Annotated in this window: 22 protein-coding genes; 6 read left to right on the forward strand and 16 right to left on the reverse strand. The window is 71.3% G+C overall.

What is annotated here, in order from left to right; all coding sequences use genetic code 11:
- The first annotated feature begins 7 nt into the window (after positions 1–7).
- Both QTI33_RS19310 and QTI33_RS19315 read left to right on the forward strand, forming a co-directional pair.
- Entirely contained in the window at positions 8–1168 is a 1161-nt protein-coding gene (locus QTI33_RS19310; protein ID WP_286507862.1) for a c-type cytochrome, read from the forward strand.
- Positions 1169–1208: 40 nt separating this feature from the next.
- Positions 1209–2171, forward strand: coding sequence for an ABC transporter substrate-binding protein (locus QTI33_RS19315; RefSeq protein ID WP_286507863.1), 963 nt, complete (start codon positions 1209–1211; stop codon positions 2169–2171).
- On the opposite strand, the gene QTI33_RS19320 is transcribed toward QTI33_RS19315, so the two are convergent.
- From QTI33_RS19320 to QTI33_RS19395, 16 genes are all read right to left on the reverse strand, one after another.
- Positions 2168–2794, reverse strand: coding sequence for a GntR family transcriptional regulator (locus tag QTI33_RS19320; protein WP_286507864.1), 627 nt, complete (start codon positions 2792–2794; stop codon positions 2168–2170). The genes QTI33_RS19315 and QTI33_RS19320 overlap by 4 nt on opposite strands.
- 69 nt (positions 2795–2863) lie before the next feature.
- Positions 2864–3673: an HpcH/HpaI aldolase/citrate lyase family protein gene (locus QTI33_RS19325; RefSeq protein ID WP_286507865.1), complete on the reverse strand. Its 810-nt coding sequence runs from the start codon at positions 3671–3673 to the stop codon at positions 2864–2866.
- An 8-nt stretch (positions 3674–3681) separates the two neighbouring features.
- On the reverse strand, positions 3682–4263 hold the full coding sequence (locus QTI33_RS19330; protein ID WP_286507866.1) for a cysteine hydrolase family protein: 582 nt from the start codon (positions 4261–4263) through the stop codon (positions 3682–3684).
- A gap of 58 nt (positions 4264–4321) precedes the next feature.
- The gene (locus QTI33_RS19335; RefSeq protein ID WP_286507867.1) at positions 4322–5524 is read right to left on the reverse strand and encodes a CaiB/BaiF CoA transferase family protein; all 1203 of its coding nucleotides are present in this window, start codon (positions 5522–5524) and stop codon (positions 4322–4324) included.
- The gene (locus tag QTI33_RS19340; RefSeq protein ID WP_286507868.1) at positions 5521–6687 is read right to left on the reverse strand and encodes a CoA transferase; all 1167 of its coding nucleotides are present in this window, start codon (positions 6685–6687) and stop codon (positions 5521–5523) included. The genes QTI33_RS19335 and QTI33_RS19340 overlap by 4 nt, the downstream gene beginning before the upstream one ends.
- Positions 6688–6722: 35 nt before the next feature.
- A complete protein-coding gene (locus QTI33_RS19345) occupies positions 6723–7943 on the reverse strand; it encodes an FAS1-like dehydratase domain-containing protein (RefSeq protein WP_286507869.1) in 1221 nt (406 codons plus the stop codon).
- 99 nt (positions 7944–8042) lie between these two features.
- Positions 8043–9038 (reverse strand): Bug family tripartite tricarboxylate transporter substrate binding protein, encoded by a 996-nt coding sequence (locus tag QTI33_RS19350; RefSeq protein WP_286507870.1) that lies wholly within the window; start codon positions 9036–9038, stop codon positions 8043–8045.
- Between the two features lie 23 nt (positions 9039–9061).
- The gene (locus QTI33_RS19355; protein ID WP_286507871.1) at positions 9062–9985 is read right to left on the reverse strand and encodes an SMP-30/gluconolactonase/LRE family protein; all 924 of its coding nucleotides are present in this window, start codon (positions 9983–9985) and stop codon (positions 9062–9064) included.
- Between the two features lie 17 nt (positions 9986–10002).
- Positions 10003–10758, reverse strand: a complete 756-nt coding sequence (locus QTI33_RS19360) for an ABC transporter ATP-binding protein (protein ID WP_286507872.1) — start codon at positions 10756–10758, stop codon at positions 10003–10005.
- Entirely contained in the window at positions 10751–11533 is a 783-nt protein-coding gene (locus QTI33_RS19365; protein ID WP_286507873.1) for an ABC transporter ATP-binding protein, read from the reverse strand. The genes QTI33_RS19360 and QTI33_RS19365 overlap by 8 nt, the downstream gene beginning before the upstream one ends.
- A complete protein-coding gene (locus QTI33_RS19370) occupies positions 11530–12522 on the reverse strand; it encodes a branched-chain amino acid ABC transporter permease (RefSeq protein WP_286507874.1) in 993 nt (330 codons plus the stop codon). Before QTI33_RS19370 ends, QTI33_RS19365 begins: the two co-directional genes overlap by 4 nt.
- On the reverse strand, positions 12515–13393 hold the full coding sequence (locus tag QTI33_RS19375) for a branched-chain amino acid ABC transporter permease (protein ID WP_286507875.1): 879 nt from the start codon (positions 13391–13393) through the stop codon (positions 12515–12517). The genes QTI33_RS19370 and QTI33_RS19375 overlap by 8 nt, the downstream gene beginning before the upstream one ends.
- Positions 13394–13397: 4 nt before the next feature.
- Positions 13398–14324 (reverse strand): NAD(P)-dependent oxidoreductase, encoded by a 927-nt coding sequence (locus QTI33_RS19380; RefSeq protein WP_286507876.1) that lies wholly within the window; start codon positions 14322–14324, stop codon positions 13398–13400.
- 12 nt (positions 14325–14336) lie between these two features.
- Entirely contained in the window at positions 14337–15083 is a 747-nt protein-coding gene (locus QTI33_RS19385; protein WP_286507877.1) for an SDR family NAD(P)-dependent oxidoreductase, read from the reverse strand.
- Between the two features lie 52 nt (positions 15084–15135).
- Positions 15136–15975 (reverse strand): HTD2 family dehydratase, encoded by an 840-nt coding sequence (locus QTI33_RS19390; RefSeq protein WP_286507878.1) that lies wholly within the window; start codon positions 15973–15975, stop codon positions 15136–15138.
- Between the two features lie 10 nt (positions 15976–15985).
- On the reverse strand, positions 15986–17197 hold the full coding sequence (locus QTI33_RS19395; RefSeq protein WP_286507880.1) for an ABC transporter substrate-binding protein: 1212 nt from the start codon (positions 17195–17197) through the stop codon (positions 15986–15988).
- Between the two features lie 176 nt (positions 17198–17373).
- On the opposite strand from QTI33_RS19395, the gene QTI33_RS19400 reads away from it, so the two are divergent.
- The 4 genes from QTI33_RS19400 (at position 17374) to QTI33_RS19415 (ending at position 20928) form a co-directional block, all read left to right on the forward strand.
- On the forward strand, positions 17374–18603 hold the full coding sequence (locus QTI33_RS19400; protein ID WP_286507881.1) for a CaiB/BaiF CoA transferase family protein: 1230 nt from the start codon (positions 17374–17376) through the stop codon (positions 18601–18603).
- Between the two features lie 47 nt (positions 18604–18650).
- Entirely contained in the window at positions 18651–19631 is a 981-nt protein-coding gene (locus QTI33_RS19405) for a Bug family tripartite tricarboxylate transporter substrate binding protein (RefSeq protein WP_286507882.1), read from the forward strand.
- Between the two features lie 276 nt (positions 19632–19907).
- Positions 19908–20324: a GFA family protein gene (locus tag QTI33_RS19410; RefSeq protein WP_286507883.1), complete on the forward strand. Its 417-nt coding sequence runs from the start codon at positions 19908–19910 to the stop codon at positions 20322–20324.
- Between the two features lie 151 nt (positions 20325–20475).
- Complete coding sequence (locus QTI33_RS19415; protein WP_286507884.1) at positions 20476–20928, forward strand: hypothetical protein; 453 nt, start codon at positions 20476–20478, stop codon at positions 20926–20928.
- Positions 20929–20950 lie beyond the last annotated feature (22 nt).

Genomic DNA, 20950 nt, shown 5'->3' on the forward strand with positions numbered 1-20950 from the left:
CGCCGCGGTGATCCGCACGCCGGATGCCGGGTGGCTGGATCCGCTGGTCGGGTGTCTGCAGAGGGCGCAGGAAGGCCTGCTCGGGCTGCTGGCCTGGGCCGGCCTGGCCGGCACCAGCCATGGCCAGGCGGCCTGGCCCTGGGCGCTGCGGCTGTCGGGCGAGCACCTGCTGATCGACGCCGGCCAGGCCCGGCGACTGGCCCTGACGCTGCTCGTGCTGGCGCTCGCGGCGCTGGCGCTGGGGCTCGCGGCGCTCTGGCGCAAGCCGCGCTGGTTCTTGGTCGCGGCGGTGCCGCTGCTGCTCGTCGCCGCGCCGTGGCCTCAGGCCTCGGTGCTGTTCGTGCCGGCGGTTCCGACCAGCTTCCACCGCTCGCCGACCGGCTTCGACGCGGTGTCGATCGCGCGCGGCGGCGAGCTCTATGCGCAGCACTGCGTCGCCTGCCATGGCGTCGACGGGCGCGGCCAGGGCCCGCTCGCGGCGGCGCAGCCGGTCTGGCCGCCGGACCTGGCCGGCCCGCTGCTCTGGCGGCGCGCCGATGGCGAGCTGCTCTGGCGCCTGCTGCATGGCATGCAGGATCGCCATGGCGCTGCGACCATGCCCGCCTTCGCCCAGCTCGGCGACGCCGACGCCTGGGCGCTGATCGACTTCATGAAGGCCCAGGCCGCCGGCCAGAGCCTGCGCGCGACCGGTGCCTGGGCCGGGCCCGTGGGCCTGCCCGATGTCGAGGTGCGCTGCGAAGCCCGGCCGCCGCGCCGGCTGGCGAGCTGGCGCGGCCAGCGGCTGCGCATCGTGGCGGCCGGCACGCCCCAGGCCGCGCTGCGCGAGGACCCGCGCGTGGTCACGGTGCTGCTGCGCCGCGGGGACGAGGCGGCGTCGGGCGCCGGCGGCGAATGCGTCGCCGAGTCGAGCGCCGCCTGGCACGCGTTCTCGCTGATCGCCGGCACCACCGCGCTGGCCGGCACGCAGTGGCTGGTCGATCGCGACGGCTGGCTGCGCGCGCTCGGTGCGCCGGGCCAGGCGGCCTGGTCGGAAGACGACCTGCTGTGCCGCACCGAGGCCGGCAGCCGCAGCGCGCCGGCCGCGCCGCCGGGCGACGGCCTCGGCGCACTCATCGCCCGCATGGACGCCGAGCCGGTGCGCTTCCTCAAGGGCGGCTTCGTCCATTGAGTTCCTTCATCCGCCTTCCATCTTCAAGGAGTTCTTCATCATGATCCGCGCACCGCGCCGCCAGTTCATCACCCATTCGCTCGCGGCCGCTGCCGCGCTCGCCTTGCCGGCCGCCGCCCTGCGCGCCCAGTCGCGCCCGGTGCTCAAGGCCGGCGACCAGAAGGGCGGGCTGCGGGCGCTGCTCGAGGCCGCGGGCGGGCTGGAGGGCCTGGGCTACGACATCCAGTGGTCGGAGTTCCCGGCCGCCGCGCCGCTGGCCGAGGCGCTCAATGCGGCGGCCGTGGACTCGGGCCCGATCGGCGACGCGCCGCTGATCTTCGCGCTGGCGGCCGGCACGCGCGTCAAGGCGATCGGCGCCAACCGCTCCGACGCCTACGGCACCGCCGTGCTCGTGCGCCCCGATTCGCCACTGAAATCCGCGGCCGACCTCAAGGGCAGGAGCATCGCGACCAACCGCGGTTCGATCGGCCACTACGTCACCCTCAAGGCCATCACTGCGGCCGGCTTGAAGCCGGAGGACGTGAACCTGCGCTTCCTCGCCCCGGCCGATGCCAAGCTGGCCCTGACCCAGGGCGCGGTCGACGCCTGGGCCACCTGGGAGCCCTACACCGCCCTGGCGGAAACCAGCGGCCATGCCCGGGTGCTGGTGAGCGGGCGCGGGCTGTTGCCCGGCCTGAGCTACCTGGCCGCGACCGACGCCGCGATCGCGGCCAAGCGGCCGCTGCTGCAGGACTTCCTGCGCCGCGTGGTGAAGGCCCAGGACTGGTCGTACCGCAACGTCGACGCCTTCTCGGCCACGCTGGCGAAGATCATCGGCATTCCGCCCGAGGCCGCGAAGCTGCAGTTCGAGCGGCGCCAGCAGAAGTGGGTGCCGATCGACGCCAGGGTGATCGCCGACCAGCAGCGCACCGCCGACTTCTACCACCGGGTGGGGCTGATCCCGCGGCCGCTGGACGTGCGGCCGACCTTCGATACCGGCTTCGCGCTGGACGACAGGGCCTAGACCGACTTCAGCACCGTCCACCCCGACTCGATGTGCTTGCGCATCGCGAACATGGCGGCCGAGGCGTCGCCGGTCGTGAGCGCCTGCAGGATCTCGTCGTGCTCCTTGACGGCCTCCTGGCCGCGGCCTTCGACCGCGTTGATCAGGTCGAAGGGATAGCGCGCCCACAGGATCTGCACGAAATGCAGGGTCTGGGGCATGTTGGCGCAGTCGTACAGGCGCCGGTGGAAGCGGTAGTTGACGCCGCGGGCCGTGGCGCGGTCGCCGGTCTCGAAGGCCTTGGCGAATTCGTCCGCCAGCGCGTGCAGCTCGGCGATGTCCTTGGAGGTGACTTTCTCGACCGCGCCGCGCACCAGCTGCGCCTCGAGCATCAGCCGCAGGTTCAGGATCTCGCCGGAGGCCGCGGCATCGAAGGGCACGACCCGCGAACCCCGGTAGGAATCGCCGCTGACATAGCCCTCGGCCGCCAGCAGCTTGAGGGCCTCGCGCACGGGCGTGATGCTCAGGTGCAGCTGCTCGGCGATCTCCGCCTGCTTGAGGCGCGAGCCGCGCGAGTACACGCCCGAGATGATCCTCTCGCGCAGGTAGTCCGCGACCTGCTCTTCTTTGGTTCGATATTCCATCTGCTGCAGCCTGACTGGAGCTGCCGGGCAGGCCGCCCCGGGCAAGCAACCCCTCCTGGTGGCCGGATTCTAAGCGGCGCCGCCGGCCTGGCTGTCGGCCACGATCCGCTGCGCGCGCTCGACCACCGGCCGGTCGATCATCTGGCCGGCCAGCGAGGTCGCGGCGCCGCCGCTGGCCTCGGAGGCGGCCAGCACCGCCAGCGCCCACTGCTGCTCCTGCGGCGTCGGCAGGAAGGCCGCATGCACGGCGCCGACCTGGCGCGGATGGATGCACAGCTTGCCGCCGAAGCCGAGCTGGCGCGAGCGCAGCGCGTCCGAGCGCATGCGCGCCTCGTCGGTGAAGGCCAGGCTGACGCCGTCGATCGGCGCCGCCAGTCCGGCATGGCAGGACTGCAGCACGATCTGGATGCGCACCGGCGTCAGTGCCTCGCCCTCGTCGGCGATGCCGCTCTCGGTGGCGAAATCGACGCTGCCGAAGGCGAAGCGCTCCAGGCCGGCCACTTGTGCCATGGCCGCCAGCGACAGCCAGCCGGCCACGGTCTCGACCAGCGCGATGACCCGGCGCCCGGGCAGGGCCCGGACCGTGCGCGCCAGCGAATCGGCATCCGCCTTGGGCAGCATCAGGCCCGCCGCGGGCGCCGCCTGCAGCATGCGCAGGTCGTCCGCGTGCCATTCGGTCGGCAGGGCGTTGACGCGCACGAAGGCCGGGCGGCCGCCCGCCAGCCAGGCGGCGACATGGTCGCGCGCCTGCGCCTTGTCGGCCGGCGCGACGGCGTCCTCGAGGTCGAGGATCAGCGCGTGGCTGCCGCTGTCCGCGGCCTTGTCGAAGCGCTCCGGGCGGTGGCCCGGCACGAACAGCAGGCTGCGGTCGATGCGCACCGCGGGCCTCACTCGAACACCACGTCCTGCGACGTCGTCAGGCGGCAGAAGCGGCGCAGGCCCTGGATGGCGCCGTCGTGCTCCTCGGCCGACAGCGCGCAGCAGCAGTCCTCCAGCACCACGATCTCGTAGTCGCGGTCGTGGCCCTCGCGCACGGTGGCCTGGACCACCGCGTTGGTGGAGATGCCGGAGCAGTAGATCCGCCGGATGCCCCGGGCGCGCAGGATCGCCTCCAGGCTGGTGCTGTAGAACGGGCTGACCCGGTGCTTGACGATGTCGAAGTCGCCGGCTTGCTGGCCGAGGTCCGGATGGACCTCGGTGCCCCAGCTGCCGAGCTGGAAGATGCCGTTCTTGCGCGCGCCCGAGAAGATCGGCGAATCGGGCGGGCATTCGCGGTAGTCCGGCGAGAAGCCGACCCGCACGAAGCCGACCGGCACCTTGGCGGCGCGGGCCTTGTCCAGCGCCGCGCGGGTGTTCTCCAGGATGCGGCGGCCGCGCACCTGCTCGCCGTAGGCGGCCTTGCCGTTCGGCCCGTCCGCGTGGACGAGGTCGTTCTCCATGTCCAGCACGAGATAGATGGACGAAGTCATTTCTTGCATTCCTCGGGTTCGTTGAAAGAGGGCGCGCGGGCGCCTCGTCGGTCTGTTTCTACAGGATCACCTCGCGCTCCACCAGGTCGGCGCGCCGGGCCGCGTCGATGCCCAGCAGTTCGCCGAAGACATAGTCCTCGTCCTGCCCCAGCGTCGGCGTCAGGCGCCGGATGCCGACGCCGTCCGAGGCCGAGAAGCGCCCGGGCGCACCCACGGCCAGCCGCGGCTCGATGCCCGGCGCACTGACCTCGACCAGCGCGCCGCGCTCGCGCAGGTGCGGGTCGTCCGCCACGTCCTGCATGGTCCAAGACACATGGGCGCAGACGCCGGCCTGCTGCAGCTGCGCCGCGGTCCGGTCGGCGTCGCGCCCGGCCAGCCAGCGGGTGAGCAGGGCGTCGATCTCGGCGTGCCGGCTGCGGCGTGCCGGCGCGGTGGCGAAGCGCGGGTCCTGCGGCATCTCCGGGGCGAGCACCTCCAGCAGCGCGACCCATTCGGGGTCGCTGCGCACCGCCAGGGTCAGCCAGCGATCGGGCTGGCCGGTGGCGTACACGCCGTGCGGCGCCATCGCCGCGTCGCCGTTGCCGGGCCGCAGCGGCGTGCTGCCGCGGCTGGCCAGCACCAGCGCGTCGCCGATCATGGCCGAGGCCACCTCGCGCGCGGCCAGGTCCACATGCTGCGCGCGGCCGGTGCGGCGGCGCTGGTGCAGCGCGGCCAGCGTGGCCGCCGCCGCATGGACGCCGGCCGAGTGGTCCATCACGTGGCGCATCTCCACCGGCGGCCCGTCGCTGTAGCCGCTCATCCAGCCCAGCCCGCCCCAGGCGCCGAACAGCGGCGCGTAGCCGGCGAAGTGCGAATCCGGGCCGCTCTGGCCGCAGGAGGACAGCGACAGCAGGACGATGTCCGGCCTGGCTTCGCGCAGGGCCTCGAAGTCGAGGCCCAGGCGCTTCATCACGCCGGGCCGGAAGCTCTCGGCGGCGATGTCGGAGAGGGCGACGATCCGCTTGGCGATCGCCACCGCCTCGGGGTGCTTGAGGTTGAGCCGCACCGACAGCTTGTTGGCCGACACCTGGTCGAAGGTCGCCGCCTGCATGCGGCCGTAGACCGCATGCGGCTTGCGAAAGGCGTCGGGCCGCGTGCGGCTCTCGATCTTGATGCACTCGGCACCGAGCTGGGACAGCAGGTGGGTGCAGAAGGGGCCGGCCGCGTGGATCGTGAAGTCCGCGATCCGCACGCCGGCCAGCGGGGCCTGCGGGCGCGTCATGCGGTCGCCTCCGCCGCCATCTCGCCCAGCGCCGGCACCCGGCCGCCGCGCTGCAGGGGCGTGCATCGGAACTGGAACGGCGCCATCAGCACGTCGACCGGCTCGCCGCTTTCGAGCAGCGCCGGCGCGAACAGGCCGCGCGCGCGCTCGTGCTCGCCTTCGCTCACCTCCACCGGCGTGCGGTACTTGGCGGCCGGCACGCCGAGTTCCTGGGCCCGCCGGACGATGTCCTCGACCCGGTGGGCGGCCATCCATTCGCGGATGTGGCCGTTGATCTCGGCGCCGCGCCGGCTGCGTTCGAGCGGGTCGCGCAGGGCTTCTTCGCCGGCCCAGGCGGGGCGGCCGAGCAGCTCGACCAGCGCACCCCACTGCCGGTCCTCGAGCGTGAGCAGCTCCAGGTAGCCGTCGAGCGTCTCGAACACGCCGCCGTAACGGAAGCTGCGGGTGGTCCGGTGTTCGAGCGAACCGTCGCCCAGGCGCTGCAGGGCGAAGGCGCCCACCGAGAGCACCGCGTCCTGCACCGACACGTCGACATACTGGCCGCCGGCCGCGGGCACCGCCCACCAGGCGGCGAGCGCGCAGGTCACCGCGGTGCTGCCCCCCTGGTAGCCGGCGAAGTGGCCGTAGATCTTGAGCGGCGGCCGGTCCGGGAACAGCTCGTGCGACAGGCCGTTGGGCAGCAGGAAGCCCTCGCCCCCGGCATGCAGCAGGTTCACCTCCTCGCCGTCCCAGTGCGCCTTCGGGCCGCTGGCGCCGAAGGGCAGCACGCTGACGTGGACCAGGCTGGCGAAGCGCCGGTGGATCGACTCCGGGTCGAGGCCCGCGGCGGCCCGCGAACGCACCGGCGTGTCGTCGATCAGGATGTCGGCCCCGTCCAGCTCGCGCGCCAGCACCGCCTGCCCCTCGGGCGTGAGCGGGTCGCAGACCAGGCTGCGCTTGCCGACGCAGAGGTAGGCGAACAGCGCGCTCTCGCCCGTGTCTTCCAGCAGCGGGGGCGCCTGCCGCAGCGGCGAACCCGCCTCGGGCTCGAGCATGACGACCTGCGCACCCATGGCGGCCAGCAGCCGGCCGGCGTAGGCCGCCGCCACCGTGCGCGACCGTTCCACCACGCGGCAGCCCGCCAGGGGCAGCCCCGCGGATGGCGACGCTTCTTCGAACAGCATGTGAGGTCTTTCGCGGAAGTTGCGGGGCCTGGCGCTCAGCGGATCACCGGCAGCTCGAGGTCGACGCCGGAGCCGTCGATGAAGGCCGGCAGCCGGACGTCGCGCGACGGCAGCGCCACGGTGGCGATGCCCGGCGTCGTCACTTCGCCGCGCTGGTTCTCGGCGGCGATCTCGATGTCGACCAGCGCCGTCTTGTCCTTCACGTACTTGCGCACGACCTTGGCCTTGCAGAAGGTGGTGTCGCCGACGATGTTGAAGCGCCGCATCTCGGTGCGCACGCGCTTGATGACGCCGGCGTCGCCCATCCAGTTGGTGACCAGCGTGCACATCCACGACGAGCGCTGCGGCCCGTAGTCGTAGGTGCCCGGCACGCCGACCTCCTTGGCCACCGATTCGCGGTGGTGGCCGATGCCGGTGTACTCGACGCCGCCGCCGGCCTCGGGATTGCGGAAGAAATGGCCCGGGTGCTTGACCGCCGCCTGCAGCACCACGCCGTGCGTGTGGCCGCGGCCGCAGCCGACCAGGAAGCCCATGGTGTCCATCAGCGACAGCGGGCCGCGCGCGATGGTCGGCAGCTCCTCGCCTTCCTGCACCTCTTCCCAGTAGCGCACGTTGGCGCCGCGGATGTTCCTGGGCTCGTCCAGCACCATCTGGTCGATGCGGTCGTGCATCTCGTTCGTGTATTCGTGCTGGACGATCTCCTTGTACTTGCCGGCGTCGCGCGCCGCCTTGCGCTCATGGCGGGTGCAGGTGCCGAGCGCCCGCGCCACCAGCTCGCCGCGCTGGTTGAAGTAGCAGGCCTCGACGTACTGCAGCACCAGCCGGCCGGAGAACTTGCTTTCCTTGACCTCGACCCCGACCACCCGCTCGATCGGCGTGATGCGGTCGCCCGGGCGCACGTGGCGGATCAGCTCCCAGTCGTTGCCGGCATAGAAGCCGTGCACGCCCGGCAGGCCCCAGCGGGTGCGGCCGAGCCAGCCGAAGGCCATCGGGAACATTGGATGCGCGAGCATCGTGCCGTAGCGGCTGGCAGCGCCGTAGCCGATGTCGCGGTAGAGCGGATTCAGGTCGCCGATGCCGTTGCACCAGTTGCGCAGGGTGTCGGCCGTGGCGTCCTGCAGGTACGGGCCTTCGGGCCGCAGGTGCAGGCCGATCATGGCGCGGGCGTCGGCGATCGCCTGGTCGGTGATCAGGCCTTCCGCGGGCGCGGTGCCGACATCGGAAGGGGCGGTGAGGGTGGCGGTGGCAGTGGTCAAGTGAAATCTCCTGTGGACTGGGAATCAATGAAATGCAGGATGCATTCTTTAGGGGAAAAAAGTTCTACCTTGGGTGACGTGACATGGCCTCCGGGTGCTTCAGTCGACGCGGATGTCCGCGGCCTTGATGACTTCGCCCCACTTGGGGCGCTCTGCTTTCACGAAGGCGTCGAGCTGGGCCGGGCCCAAGAACAGGGGCTCGACGCCGATCTCCAGCAGCCGGCGCCGGGTCTCGGCGGCCTGCAGCGCTCGCTGGACATGCTCGGCGACCTTCTCGACGATCTCGGCCGGCGTGCCGCGCGGCGCGAACAATGCATCCCAGGCCACGACCTCGAAGCCCGGCACGCCCTGCTCCGACACCGGCTTCACGCCGGGCAGCATCTCGGTGGCCTTGAGCGAGGTGACGCCCAGCGCGCGCAGCTTGCCGGAAGCGATCAGCGGCCGGGCCGCGGTCACGGTGTCGATGGCCAGCGGGATCTGGCCGCCGAGCACATCGGTCATGGCCTGGCCGGAGGACTTGTACTTGACGCCGAACAGCGGTGCCTGCGCCGCCTTCACGAACTGCGCGAACACGACGTTGGCCGTGGTGCTGGGCAGCCCGACGTTCAGCGTGCCGGGCTTGGCGCGGGCCCGCGCCACCAGCTCGGCGATGCCGTTGGTGGGGAGTTCGGGCGCCGAGGTGCAGATCACCATCGGCAGCAGCCCCAGCATCGCCACGGCCTCGAAGTCGGTGGCCGGATGGAAGCCCAGGGCGGGGAACAGGAACTCGTTGGCCGCATGCGTGGCGTTGGTGCCGAGCACGAAGGTGTAGCCGTCGGGCGGCGACTTGGCGGCCGCCGCGGCGCCGATGTTGCCGCCCGCGCCGGCCCGGTTGTCGACCACGATGCCCTGGTTGAGGGTCAGCGACAACTCGTTGCCGATCAGCCGCGCCAGCACGTCCGCGCCCTGGCCGGCCGCGTAGGGCACGATGATGCGGATCGCCCGCGTCGGCCAGGCCGACTGGGCCGACACCGGCAGCGAGCCGGCGGCGACGGCGGCCACGGCGGCGCCGGCCTGCAGGAAGCGGCGGCGGCCCGGGTTGGCGAGTTGCTTCATGGGAAGGTCTTTCCGGGTTGCCGTCATGACGAGAGCGCCAGGCCGGCGCGCGGCCAGCGCGCCGCGAACAGTTCGCCATGGCCGGAGAGCGTGATGTAGGCCGTGCGCCGGTCGGCGCCGCCGAAGCAGATGTTGGTGCAGTAGCCTTCGGGCGCCGCGTGGAACTCCAGCAGCTCCCCGGTGGGCGCGAACACGCTGATGCCGCCGCGCACCAGGGTCGCGACGCAGATGTTGCCGCCGGCCTCCACGGCCAGCGAATCGAAGCGCTGGAAGCCCGGCAGTCCGTGCACCAGGCGCCCGCCGTTGGGCGACGGCCAGGCCTCGTGCCCGAGCTGTCCGCGGCCGGTGACGGGGTAGGCCCAGAGCCGGCTGGTCTCGGTCTCGCTCACGTACAGCGTGCGCCCGTCCGGCGACAGGCCGACGCCGTTGGGCGTGAGCACCGGATGGGCCGCCCGGCGGATGAAGCTGCCGTCGGTGCGGGCGAAGTACACGGCGCCGCGCAGGATCCGGTCGTCGAAGGTCTTGCCGAAGTCGCTGAACCAGAAGCCGCCGTCGGCGTCGAACACGATGTCGTTGGGCCCGTGCAGCGGCACGCCGTCGCAGTGGGTGTAGAGCATCTCGACCGCGCCGCTGTCGAGGTCGACGCGCTGGATCGCGCCGCCCTCGTAGTCGGCGGCCGGGCCGGTGGGGCGCGTGAAGCCGTCGTCGGTGCGCCAGCTGAAGCCGCCGTTGTTGCAGACGTAGCAGCGGCCGTCGGGGCCGATGGCGGCGCCGTTGGGACCGCCGCCCAGCTGCGCCACCGTGCGCAGTTCGCCGCCGGGCAGCACGCGGGTCAGCCGGCCGGCGGCGATCTCGACCACCAGCACGCTGCCGTCGGGCAGCGCCACCGGTCCTTCCGGGAACTGCAATCCGGTGGCGATCACGTCGCCTTGCAACTTCAGGGTCACGGGCTCTCCTTGGGATGTCATGCGTGGGCCGCCTCGCCCTGGCGCGCGCCCAGGTAGGCGTCGATCGCCTGCTGGCGGCCTTCGCGGGTGCGCAGCGCCTGGGCGTCGAGTTCGCCGACGATGTGGCCGTGCCGCATCACCCAGGCGCGCGAAGCCAGCTTGGCGGCCGCGTGGAAGCTCTGCTCGACCAGCAGCGCGGCGAGCTGCTGCTCCTGCTGGATGCGCGCCAGCCGCTCGTAGACGCGGGCCACCAGCAGCGGCGCCAGGCCGAGCGAAGGCTCGTCCAGCAGCAGCAGGCGCGGCGCCGACATCAGGCCGCGGCCGATCGCCAGCATCTGTTGCTCGCCCCCGCTCAGCAGGCCGGCCGGCGCCTTCAGGCGGTTCGCGATCTCGGGGAAGAAATCGAGCACCACCTGGCGCCGCCGTGCCCGGGTGGCGGCATCGACGAAGTAGGCGCCGAGCGTGAGGTTGTCCGCCACCGAGAGGTCGGTGACGATCGCCCGGCCTTCCGGCACGTAGGCGATGCCGGCCCGAAAGCGCCGCGCAGACGACCAGCCGCTGATGTCCTGGCCCTCGAACAGCACGCGGCCCTGGGCCGGTTCCAGCCCGGCGATGGCCCGCAGCGTGCTCGACTTGCCGGCGCCGTTGGCGCCCAGCAGCGCCGCCACCGTGGCGCTGGCCATGGCCAGCCCGATGCCGTGCACCACCGGGCCGGCGCCGTAGCGCACGGTCAGGCCCTCGACCTGGAGCAGGTCCGAAGCGGCTTCACTCATCGTCGTCTCCGAGATAGACGCGCACCACGTCCGGGTTGGAACGGACCTGCGCCGGGCTGCCCGAGGCCAGCAGCCGGCCCACGTTGAGCACGTGGATGGTGTCGCACACTTCCATGATCAGGTCCATGTCGTGCTCGACCACCACCATCACCAATTGCGGCGAGCGCAGCCGCATCAGCGCCGTCGAGAGGTCACGCGTCTCGACCGAGTTCAGGCCGGCCGCCGGCTCGTCGAGCAGCAGCACGCGCGGCTCGCCGGCGATGGCGCGGGCGATCTCGGCCAGCCGCAGCACGCCGGGCGGCAGGCTGGCGGGCGCCTCGTCGGCCACCTGCGCGATGCCCAGCCGGGCCAGCGCCGACAGCGCGCGTTCGCGGTGCAGGGCGCGCTCGCGCCGGCCGCGCGGCAGCGGCAGGAAGGCGTCGAGCCAGCCGGTGGTCGACTGGCGGTCGAGGCCGATCATCACGTTCTCGGCGATGCTCAGCTCGGGGCACAGCACCACGTGCTGGAAGCTGCGCGAGAAGCCGAGCGCGGCGCGGCCGGTGGGCGCGATGCCGCCGAGGCCGACGTCGCCCAGCCGCATGCTGCCCTGCTGCGGCGCGTAGAGGCCGGTGAGGCAATTGAAGAAGCTGGTCTTGCCGGCACCGTTGGGGCCGATCAGCCCGGTGATCTCGCCCGCGCGCATCTGCAGCGCGATGCCCTGCAGCACCTGGATGCCGCCGAAGGACAGGGCCAGGTCCTGCACCACCAGCGAAGGCGCCATGGCGACGGTGCTCATGAATGGCCTCCTTCGAGCCGCGCCCGCAGCGCCGCCGGCAGCGCATTGACGCCGAGCACCACCGCCAGCAGCGCGCCGCCGTAGAGGATCGGCACCCAGTCGCCGGCGCCGGCCAGCAGCAGCGGCATCAAGGTGAGGAAGACGCCGCCGATCAGGCTGCCGACGACCGACATCGAGTGCAGGCAGACCACCGAGCCGACCAGCAGGAAGATCGAGGTCCAGAGCGTGAAGCTGTTGGGCGAGACGGTGGAGGAGCTGAACGAGAGCAGGGCGCCGCCGATCGCCGCGATCGCCGCGCTCAGCGCCATGACCGACAGGCGGGCCCAGCTGCGCCGTACGCCGAAGGACTCGGCGGCATGGGCCGAGGTGCGGATCAAGAGCAGCGCCATCGCCTGGCGCGAACGCCGGAAGTGGCGCAGCAGCAGGGCCACGGCGACCAGGCCCAGCAGCGGCAAGTAGTAGCGCTGCAGGTTCTTCGGCACGCCCGGCAGCGCATCGAGCTTCACGTACAGGCCTTCGTAGCCGCCGGACACGGCCGAGAAGTGCAGCAGCAACTCGGGAAGCGCCAGGGCCAGCGCCATCGTGGTGACGGCCAGGTAGATGCCGGACATGTTGCGCGACGGAAAGGCGAACACCAGCCCGAGCAGCCCGCCGACCACTGCGGCCAGCGGCAGGCTGGCCCAGAGCGAAAGGCCGAGGTATTTCTCGACCAGCGCGACCGTGTAGGCGCCGGCGGCGACGAACACGCCATGGCCGATCGAGACCTCGCCGCCGTAGCGCACCAGGAAGCTGACCGAGATGATCGCGATCGCATTGGCGAAGCAGACGCCGAGCGTGAAGGTCCAGTAGCCGCCGGAGACCAGCGGCAGCGCCAGCAGCGCGAGCAGGCCCAGCGCCATGCCGGCCTGGCGCGCCCGGGCCGCGCCGGTGGTGCGGGCCGCGGACGGCGCGGCGGCGGGCGGCATCGAATCGATCGGCAGGCTAGACACGGGCACCCCCTCGAATGGCGAGCACGCCCTTGGGAAACACGTTGAGCACGAGCAGGATCGTGACCAGCAGGTAGCTGTTGTTGAACTCCGCCGACAGGTAGAAGGACAGCAGGTTCATCAGCACGCCGATGAAGATGCCGCCCACCACGGCGCCGGCCAGGCTGCTGAAGCCGCCGACCACGGCCGCCGCGAAGGACTGCAGCATGAACGACGCCACGCTGGTCGACGACAGGAAGGTGGTCGGCACGATCAGCAGCGAGGCGACCAGCCCGAGCAGGCCCGCCACCACCCACGAGAACACATGCACGCCGCGCAGGTTGAGCCCGCAGACGCGGCTGGCGAAAGGGTTCGCCGACACGGCACGAAAAGCGATGCCGATGCGGGTGCGCTCGATCAGCAGGTAGAGCAGCCCGATCGCCACGGTGGTCACGGCCAGCACCGCGAGGTCGTAGGAAGACACCTGGAGCGAGCCCAGCTGCATGCGCCAGCGCGGCAGCGGCAGGTCCATCGACACCACGTTGGAGCCGAACACCAGCTGGGTCAGGCCCTGCATCACCAGCCCGATGCCCAGCGTCGCGATGGTGCTGGTGAGGTCCGACTTGAACACCAGCGGCGCGATCAGCAGGTAGCTGAGCGCCATCACCGCGACCATGATCGCCAGCGTCAGCAGCACGGCCGGCAGCCACGACATCTCGGCAAAGGTGCCGGCCGTGAAACCGAAGACCAGGAAGGCGGCGAAGCCCGCGAGGTTGCCGTGCGCGAAGTTCACCACGTTGGAGCTCTTGTAGATCAGCACGATGCCGATCGCGCCCATCGCGTAGAGCGATCCGCTGACGATGCCTGCCCAGACCAGGCCGATGAGGTCGGACATGGGGTCAGGCGCCGTGGGTGATCGCGGCGGGCGCCGGACCGAGGTTGCGGTCGATCAGCTCGATCACCGCCGGGAAATAGCAGCCGCCCCAGCCCTGGCGTGCGGTCGCCGTGTAGTAGCGCTGCGCCAGCTCGGTGACGTGGGCCGCGGTGCCGACCTGCGCGGCGAGCTCCAGCATGTAGCCGATGTCCTTGAGCGCGTATTCGGGCGGGAAGGACTTCTCGGGGAACTGGCGCGGCAGCATCGCCTTGCGGCCGTGGTTGCGCAGCACGAAGCTGTCGCCCGAGCCCTTGGAGACGGCATCCAGCAGCACGCCCGGCTGCACGCCGGCGCGCTCGCCGATGACCATCATCTCGGCCAGGGCCATCGTGTGCTCGAACACCAGCGCGTTGTTGATCAGCTTCACGACCTGGCCGCAGCCCAGCTCGCCGCAGCGGGTGACGTCGGAGCCGATGTAGCGCAGCAGCGGCTCGATGCGCGCGAACAGCGCAACGCCTGCGCCCACCATGAGGCTCAGCTCGCCGCGCTGCGCGGCTTCGCGGGTGCGGGCCACCGGCGCATCGGCGAAGGCGACGTCGAGGGCTGCGAGGCGCTCGCCGACCCGGCGCGCGCTCTCGACCGTGGTGGTGCTCAGGTCGACGATCACCGCGGGGCGGCGGGCGCCGGCCGTGAGGCCCTGCGGCCCGAGGCAGACCTGCTCGACCTGCGGTCCGCCGGGCAGCGAGAGGAAGACCACGTCGGCCTCGGCCGCCAGCTCGGCCAGCGTGCCGACCCGGCGCGCCTTCGTGCCCTCCAGCGCCTGGAAGGCGTCGGCGTTCATGTCGAAGGCGATCACTTCGCCGGCGTGCTTGAGTGCCATGTTGCGGCACATCGGCCCGCCCATCACGCCGAGGCCGATGAAGCCGATCACGGTTGCTGCGTCGTTTGCCATGCGGGTTCCCCGTCAGTCCATCCACATGCCGCCGCTGATGTCCAGCGACGTGCCCGTGATCCAGTTGGAGGCCGGCGAGCACAGGAACAGCGCCGCCTGCGCGATGTCTTCGGCGTTGCCGTAGCGGCCCAGCGGCACGGTGGTGTTGGCCGAGGGCGCCACGCTGCCGCCCGTGACGTTGGCCCACATCGCCGTCTCCACCGGTCCGGGGGCCAGCACGTTGGCATAGACGCCGTGCGGCGCGCCCGCCTTGGCGATCCAGCGCATCATCCCGTGCACCGCGGCCTTCGAGGCCACATAGGCCGGGCCGGAGGCGACGCCGCCGTTCTTGGCCGCGATCGAGCCGGCCGCGAGGATCTTGCCGAAGCCGCGCTCGCACATCAGCGGGAACAGCTTGCGGGTCGGGTTGACCACGCCGCGCAGGTTGACCGACATGATCGAATCCCATTCGTCGTCGGTGCTGTCGGCCAGCGGCGTGCGGGCGATGATGCCGGCGCACAGCACCAGGATGTCGACCTTGCCGTGTTCGGCGATCACGGCGTCGACCACCTGGTCGGTGTCGGCGCGCGACGTCACGTCGTAGCGGCGGTAGGCGATGCCGGCGCCGATGTCTTCGTGCTCGGCGCGGTCGGTGGCGACCACGCGGGCGCCGGCCGCCCTGAAGGCCTGCGCGATGGCGCGGCCCATGCCGCCGGCGCCGCCCGTGATCAGCGCGACCTGGCCTTCGAGGCTCGCCGGTCCGCTCAGGTGTTGTGCCATGTCTCTTGTCTCCTTGTGATGATGTGTCGGGGTAGGGTGCGGACGCGCCGCCTCAGTCGAAGGCGGCCGTGGCGGACATCGCCAGTTCGCCGTCAGGACCGCGGGCCCACAAGGCGAGGCTGCCGTCGGCCAGCGCATCGCCTTCGAGGCGGAAGCCGCGATCGACGAACAGCGGACTCACGCCGCGGAACTCGAAGGCCGCCAGCCGCCGGCCGCCGCCGTGCTCGAGCGCCAGCTGCTGCAGCAGCGTCGCGGTCAGCGGGCCGTGCACGACCAGGTCGCGGTAGCCTTCCTCGTCGCGCGCATAGGCCTGGTCGTAGTGGATGCGGTGGCCGTTGAAGGTCAGCGCCGAATAGCGGAACAGCAGGGGGGTGTCGGGCACGAAGTCGCGGCCCCAGCGGGCCTCGCCGTCATGGCGCTGCACGGCTGGCGCGGCGGCGCCCGGTGGCGTGGCCTCGCGGTAGACGATGTCCTGTTCCTCGACGATGCAGGTCCAGCCGGCGCAGGTGGTGGTGTGCTCGACCGTGACGAACCACAGCGAGCCGCGCTTGCCGACCTTGTTCTCGACCTTCTGGATGCGGCTGCGGCGGGTCGCTTCGGCGTCCACCGGCAGCCCGGCCAGGTAGCGCAGCCGGCTGCCGGCCCACATCCGGCGCGGCAGCTCGATCGGCGGCAGGAAGCCGCCGCGCTTCGGGTGGCCGTCGACGCCGAGTTCGCCGCGCGGCGTGGCCGGGTTGAAGAACAGCCACTGCCAGCCCGGCGGCAGCGGCTCGCCGGCGGCCGGCGCGCGCGCCAGTCCCAGCGTCGCGGCCATGGCTTGCACGGCCGGCGCGAGGATGCGCTGGGTGCGTTCTTCTTCGCGGCCGATCCAGGCGTCGTAGGCAGTGCTCACGTTCGAATCCTCAGGAGATCTTGGCGTCGAAGACTTCGGCCGGGAACGGTCGGAACTCGCGCAGCAGCTTGAAGCTGCCGTCGGGCATCGCCTGGATGATCCCCTCCTGGCGCACGCCGCGGTGGTCGCCGGGCTTGAAGGTCACGTTGCGCGCACCGCCGATGTTCTGGTTGCTCATCGTCTCCATCACCTCCACCAGGCTCTCGCGCGTCAGCGGCTTGCCGCTGGCCAGCAGGGCCTGGAAGCCCTTGACGAACAGGGCGCCGTTGCTCCAGCCGTTGAGGCCGAAGACGCCGATCGGATCGTTCGGATAGTGCTTGGCGACGTTGTCGCGGTAGGCCTTGACCTCCGGCTCGTCGGAGGTGACCGGCAGCAGCCACGAGGAGAAGTAGGCGCCGTCCAGCAGCGGGCCGGCCAGCTTGCGGGTGGTCGGGTCGGCCGTGAAGAAGGGGCCCATCCACTTGGCCTCGTAGTTGATCCGCTCGGCCGCCTTGAGCGCCGCGGCGAGGTTGGCGTTGGAGCCGAACAGGATCACGACCTCGGCCTTGGCATTGGCCAGCCGGCGCACGTGGGGCGTGAAGTCGGTGCTGCGGACCTCGAACGGGATCGACTCGGCCGGCTGCTTCTTGCGCGCTTCCAGGTAGAGGTCGAAGCCGCGCTTGGCCGAGCGCCCCAGCTCGTCGTTCTCCCACAGCAGGGCGACCCGGCTGGCGTTGAGGCCGCTCAGGGCGTAGTCGAGGTTCGATGCCGCCGACCAGCCGTAGTCCGGCAGCAGCGGGAACACCAGCCGCTCGGAGAACAGGGCGCTGGCGCCGCCGATCGGGCCGATCATGGGCAGGCCCACTTCCTTGGCGTAGGGAATCACGGCCACCGACTGGGCGGTGCCGGTGGCGGCGGTCAGGGCGAAGATCTTGTTCTCCTCGACCAGGCGGCGCGTCACCGCCACGCTGCGCGCCGGCTCGTAGCCGTCGTCGTAGGTGACGAAGTTGATCTTCCAGCCGTTCAGCGCGTTGCTGTCGCTGGCCCACTTGAAGCAGGCATCCGCCGCATGCGTGAGGATCGAATAGAAGGGCACGGGCCCCGTGATCGGCGTGAAGGCGCCCACCGTGACCGTCTTGCTCGCCAGGTCGATGCCGGGCGAGACCTGCTGGGCCTGGGCCCAGCCGGGCAGGGCGACCGAGGCGGCGGCGGCGCCGCCGTAGAGGAATGTCCTTCTGCGCATGCGAGTGTCTCCTGGATGAATTCGAACGAAGCGAGCTTGGCCACGAAGAATGCATTGTATAAGTCGACGATCGGCGTCCGACATACGGGTTTTCGCTAGGTATAACAGCACATTCTTCGTTTTTTATGCCGAACCATATCAAATACAATGCATTCTTGTTTCAGGAGACCTCATTCATGGAGAAATCAGTGCTGGCCGGACGCCGCGTGATCGAACTGGGCACCATGCTCGCCGCGCCCTTTGCCGCCCACATCCTGTCGCAGCTGGGTGCGGAGGTGATCAAGGTCGAGCCGCCGCGCGGCGACCCGACCCGCAGCCTGGTGCGCGGCGGCCCGAGCGGCACCTTCATCGCCTACAGCCACGGCAAGAAGAGCGTGTGCATCGACCTGTCGAGCCCCGAGGGCCATGCGGCCTTCTGCCGGCTGCTCGCCACCGCCGACGTGCTGGTCCACAACCTCGCCCCCAAGGCGGCGCGCAAGCTCAAGCTCACGCGCGAGGACTGCCGGGCCGTCAACCCCCGGCTGGTCTATTGCCACATCCGCGGCTACGCGGCCGGGCCGCAGGCCGACGACCTGGCCTCGAACCCGGTCGCCGAGGCCTCCAGCGGCGTGATGGAATCCAACCGCATCGACGGCCGTCCCAGCCGGCTCGGGCCTTCGTACCACGACCAGTTCGCGGGCGCCTATGCGGTGATCGGCATCCTCGCTGCCATGCTGGAGGCGAAGGCCGGCGAGGACGCCGGGCCGGTCGAGGTCGGCCTCTACGAGACCGGCCTGCATGTCGCCTCGCGCGACCTGACCGGCGCCCAGCTCAAGATGCAACTGCTGGGCCGCCCGGAGCGCGAGCCCAACGGGGAGTTCAGCATGCCGGGCTACGGGGCCTATGCCACCCGCGACCAGCACTGGATCTACCTGTTGATGCTCACCGACGCCCATTGGCTCAAGTTCTGCCGCGCGATGGCGCTGCCGCAGGCGAACGACGACAGCCTGGCGCACCTGCGCGAGCGCAAGAAAGCGCGCGAGCAGGTGGAAGAGGTCGTGCGCGCCGCCATCGCGGCCTGCACCTTCGAGGAAGCGACCGCGCGGCTGCAGGCCGGCGGCGTCGGGTTCACGGAAGTGCTGCCGCTCGAGCGCGTGCTCGATGCGCCGCAGGCCCGCCAGCCGGGCAAGCTGCGCCAGGTGCACTATCGCGGGCTGGCCTTCGAGGTGCCGGAATTCCCGCGGCTGGACGCCGCGGCCGATGGCGTGGCGACGCTGCCCCCGCCGGAACTGGGCGAACACACGCTGGCGCTGCTGCAGTCCGCGGGGCTGTCGCCGCGGGCCTGCGAAGACCTGCTAGCCTGCGGCGCCATCGGTGCGGCCGACCCCGACGCCTTCGCCTGGGCCGCGGTGCGCCAGGCGGCCTAGCGCCCGCGCCGGACCGACCGAACCGCCCGAACCCGGAGCCGACTGCCATGATCCTTTCCATCCAGGCTGCACGCCGGCTGCTCGCCGCCTGCCTGCTGTGCGCGGCCGCGGCCAGCGGCGCGGCGGACTACCCGGCGCGCCCGATCCGGCTGATGGTCGGCTTCCCGCCCGGCGGCGGCGCCGACTTCGTCGCCCGCCAGGTGGCGCAGAACCTGGCGCAGGCGCTGGACGCCAGCGTCGTCGTGGACAACAAGCCGGGCGCCAACGGCACGCTCGCCGCCGCCGACGTGGCGCGCCTGCCCGCCGACGGCTACACGCTGCTGCTGGGCGTCAGCGCCAGCCAGTCGATCAGCCCGGTGCTCGGGCCGAAGCTGCCCTACGACCCGCTGCGCGACTTCACGCCGATCACCCAGGTCGGCTACACGCCGCTGGTGCTGGTGGTCAACCCGCGAATGCCCGCCAGGACCGTGGGCGAGTTCGTGCGCTACGCCAACAGCGCCAGCGAGCCGCTCACCTACGGCTCGGCCGGCACCGGCAACATCACCCACATGGCGGCCGAGCTGTTCGTGCAGTCGACCGGCACCACGGGGCTCAGGCACATCCCCTACAAGGGCAGCAACCAGGTCATCACGGACCTGCTGGGCGGCCACATCGCGGCCTACTTCGACACCTTGCCTTCTTCGCTGCCTTTCATCCAGAGCGGGCAACTGAGAGCGCTGGGCGTCAGCAGCGACGCCCGCAGCGCGGCCGCGCCGGACATCCCGACGATGCGCGAGGCCGGCGTGCCCGGCTACCACGCCACCACCTGGTTCGGCGTCTTCGCGCCGGCCGGACTGAATCCCGCGCTGGCCCACCGCCTCTACCAGGCGATCCACGACGGCATGGGCACGCCCGCAGCCCGCCAGGCCCTGACCGTGCGCGGCGTGGAGCCCGTGCTCGACACGCCGGCGAGTTTCCGCGCCGAGCTGGAGGCGGACATCGCGCGCTGGCGCGAGGTCACGCGCCGCGCGAAGCTCAGCCTGGACTGAGGCGCGGAGGAGCGCCATGCGGAACTGGCTCCGGCGTGCGGGGTGCTCGGTTCGCCGGCTGGTGATCGAGTCGTCTGCGTTGGTGGCGGGCGCGTACGCCGAGCCGCAGCGGGCACCGTCGACCGAAGTCCCATTGACTCATCTCAACATTGACGGTGATGGCCGCCAGGCGTTCGCGGTCTATAGTGGCACCCAGTCGCCGCCCTGCGGTGGGTCGGCTCGACGCAGGCGCTGGGCCGCAGGCCGCTTCGCCTCGCTACCTGAGGAGAGGAACGAATGAACGGTCATTGCCTTTGCGGCGCAGTCAGCCTCACGTCGCCGGATTCCCGAGCGATCGGCGCCTGTCACTGCGGTTTCTGCCGCCGATGGGGAGGCGGGCCACTTCTGGCCGTTCACTGCGGTCCCGATGTTCAGTTTCAAGGCAGCGAGAACATCACTGTCTATGCGTCGTCGGAGTGGGCCCAACGCGCCTTCTGCAGCCAATGCGGAACGCACCTCTACTACAAGCTCTTGGCAACAGGCGAGTACTTCGTTCCAGCGGGCGTGTTCGAGTCTGCCGATTTCGACCTTGCCTCGCAGATCTACATCGACAAGAAGCCCGGCTACTATTCGTTCGCCAACCAGACGCCCATGCTCACCGAGCAGCAGGTCATCGAGCAGTTTTCCTCGCCAGGCAGCGAGACGACGGCATAGCTCGACGGCCTGTCCGAGGGCCTGCCGGCCATGGTCCGAGATGGCAGCCGTGCCTGCGCCACCGACTTGACGGTTTGCGACCTTTCGGCGCAAAGTCGGCTCGCGATCGAAAGCACGCAGGGCCTGCCCGGGTTCTGGGAGAAGATGGCTTATGCGAACGACGCTACGTGTATGGCTGACAGGCTTTCCGCGGCGACTGGCGCGGCAGGCCCTGATCCTGGATGCGGCGGACCACCGCGCGGCGCTGAAGCGGGTTCGTCACGCGCTGTTCGGCCTCCGGCCGACCCCGCTCGACTGCCCCGTGAGGGGCGGGCTGACCCGCATTCCCGAGACCTTTTCCGAACGCCAGGCCTACCTGGCGCTGGACCTGGCGACACTTCACCTGAGCAGCCGTGCCCGCGCGCTTCACACCTTGCAGGACTGGGCGCATGCGCGGCTTCTGAGCCCCAGCCAAGCCGAATGCCTGGCGCAGATGCTCCTGCTCGACCGACAGGACTTCCTGGCCACGCTGGCCGACGCGATGAAGCCGTGCGCGCTTCGCCATGAATTGCGTGCCATGCGGCATCACTTCCGGCGCGGCGGCGCGGCTTGCGCCTGGTCTTGAAGGCGAAGGCGGGATCGACCTG

Source organism: Variovorax davisae, from assembly GCF_030316845.1.
GTDB lineage: Bacteria > Pseudomonadota > Gammaproteobacteria > Burkholderiales > Burkholderiaceae_C > Variovorax > Variovorax davisae.

What these genes read in the sequence shown, in the direction of transcription:
- QTI33_RS19315 (WP_286507863.1), top strand. Translation starts at nt 1,209, where the DNA reads ATGATCCGCGCACCGCGCCGCCAGTTCATCACCCATTCGCTCGCGGCC.
- QTI33_RS19320 (WP_286507864.1), bottom strand. Translation starts at nt 2,794, where the DNA reads ATGGAATATCGAACCAAAGAAGAGCAGGTCGCGGACTACCTGCGCGAG.
- QTI33_RS19330 (WP_286507866.1), bottom strand. Translation starts at nt 4,263, where the DNA reads ATGACTTCGTCCATCTATCTCGTGCTGGACATGGAGAACGACCTCGTC.
- QTI33_RS19335 (WP_286507867.1), bottom strand. Translation starts at nt 5,524, where the DNA reads ATGACGCGCCCGCAGGCCCCGCTGGCCGGCGTGCGGATCGCGGACTTC.
- QTI33_RS19340 (WP_286507868.1), bottom strand. Translation starts at nt 6,687, where the DNA reads ATGCTGTTCGAAGAAGCGTCGCCATCCGCGGGGCTGCCCCTGGCGGGC.
- QTI33_RS19350 (WP_286507870.1), bottom strand. Translation starts at nt 9,038, where the DNA reads ATGAAGCAACTCGCCAACCCGGGCCGCCGCCGCTTCCTGCAGGCCGGC.
- QTI33_RS19360 (WP_286507872.1), bottom strand. Translation starts at nt 10,758, where the DNA reads ATGAGTGAAGCCGCTTCGGACCTGCTCCAGGTCGAGGGCCTGACCGTG.
- QTI33_RS19365 (WP_286507873.1), bottom strand. Translation starts at nt 11,533, where the DNA reads ATGAGCACCGTCGCCATGGCGCCTTCGCTGGTGGTGCAGGACCTGGCC.
- QTI33_RS19375 (WP_286507875.1), bottom strand. Translation starts at nt 13,393, where the DNA reads ATGTCCGACCTCATCGGCCTGGTCTGGGCAGGCATCGTCAGCGGATCG.
- QTI33_RS19380 (WP_286507876.1), bottom strand. Translation starts at nt 14,324, where the DNA reads ATGGCAAACGACGCAGCAACCGTGATCGGCTTCATCGGCCTCGGCGTG.
- QTI33_RS19385 (WP_286507877.1), bottom strand. Translation starts at nt 15,083, where the DNA reads ATGGCACAACACCTGAGCGGACCGGCGAGCCTCGAAGGCCAGGTCGCG.
- QTI33_RS19395 (WP_286507880.1), bottom strand. Translation starts at nt 17,197, where the DNA reads ATGCGCAGAAGGACATTCCTCTACGGCGGCGCCGCCGCCGCCTCGGTC.
- QTI33_RS19400 (WP_286507881.1), top strand. Translation starts at nt 17,374, where the DNA reads ATGGAGAAATCAGTGCTGGCCGGACGCCGCGTGATCGAACTGGGCACC.
- QTI33_RS19405 (WP_286507882.1), top strand. Translation starts at nt 18,651, where the DNA reads ATGATCCTTTCCATCCAGGCTGCACGCCGGCTGCTCGCCGCCTGCCTG.
- QTI33_RS19410 (WP_286507883.1), top strand. Translation starts at nt 19,908, where the DNA reads ATGAACGGTCATTGCCTTTGCGGCGCAGTCAGCCTCACGTCGCCGGAT.
- QTI33_RS19415 (WP_286507884.1), top strand. Translation starts at nt 20,476, where the DNA reads ATGCGAACGACGCTACGTGTATGGCTGACAGGCTTTCCGCGGCGACTG.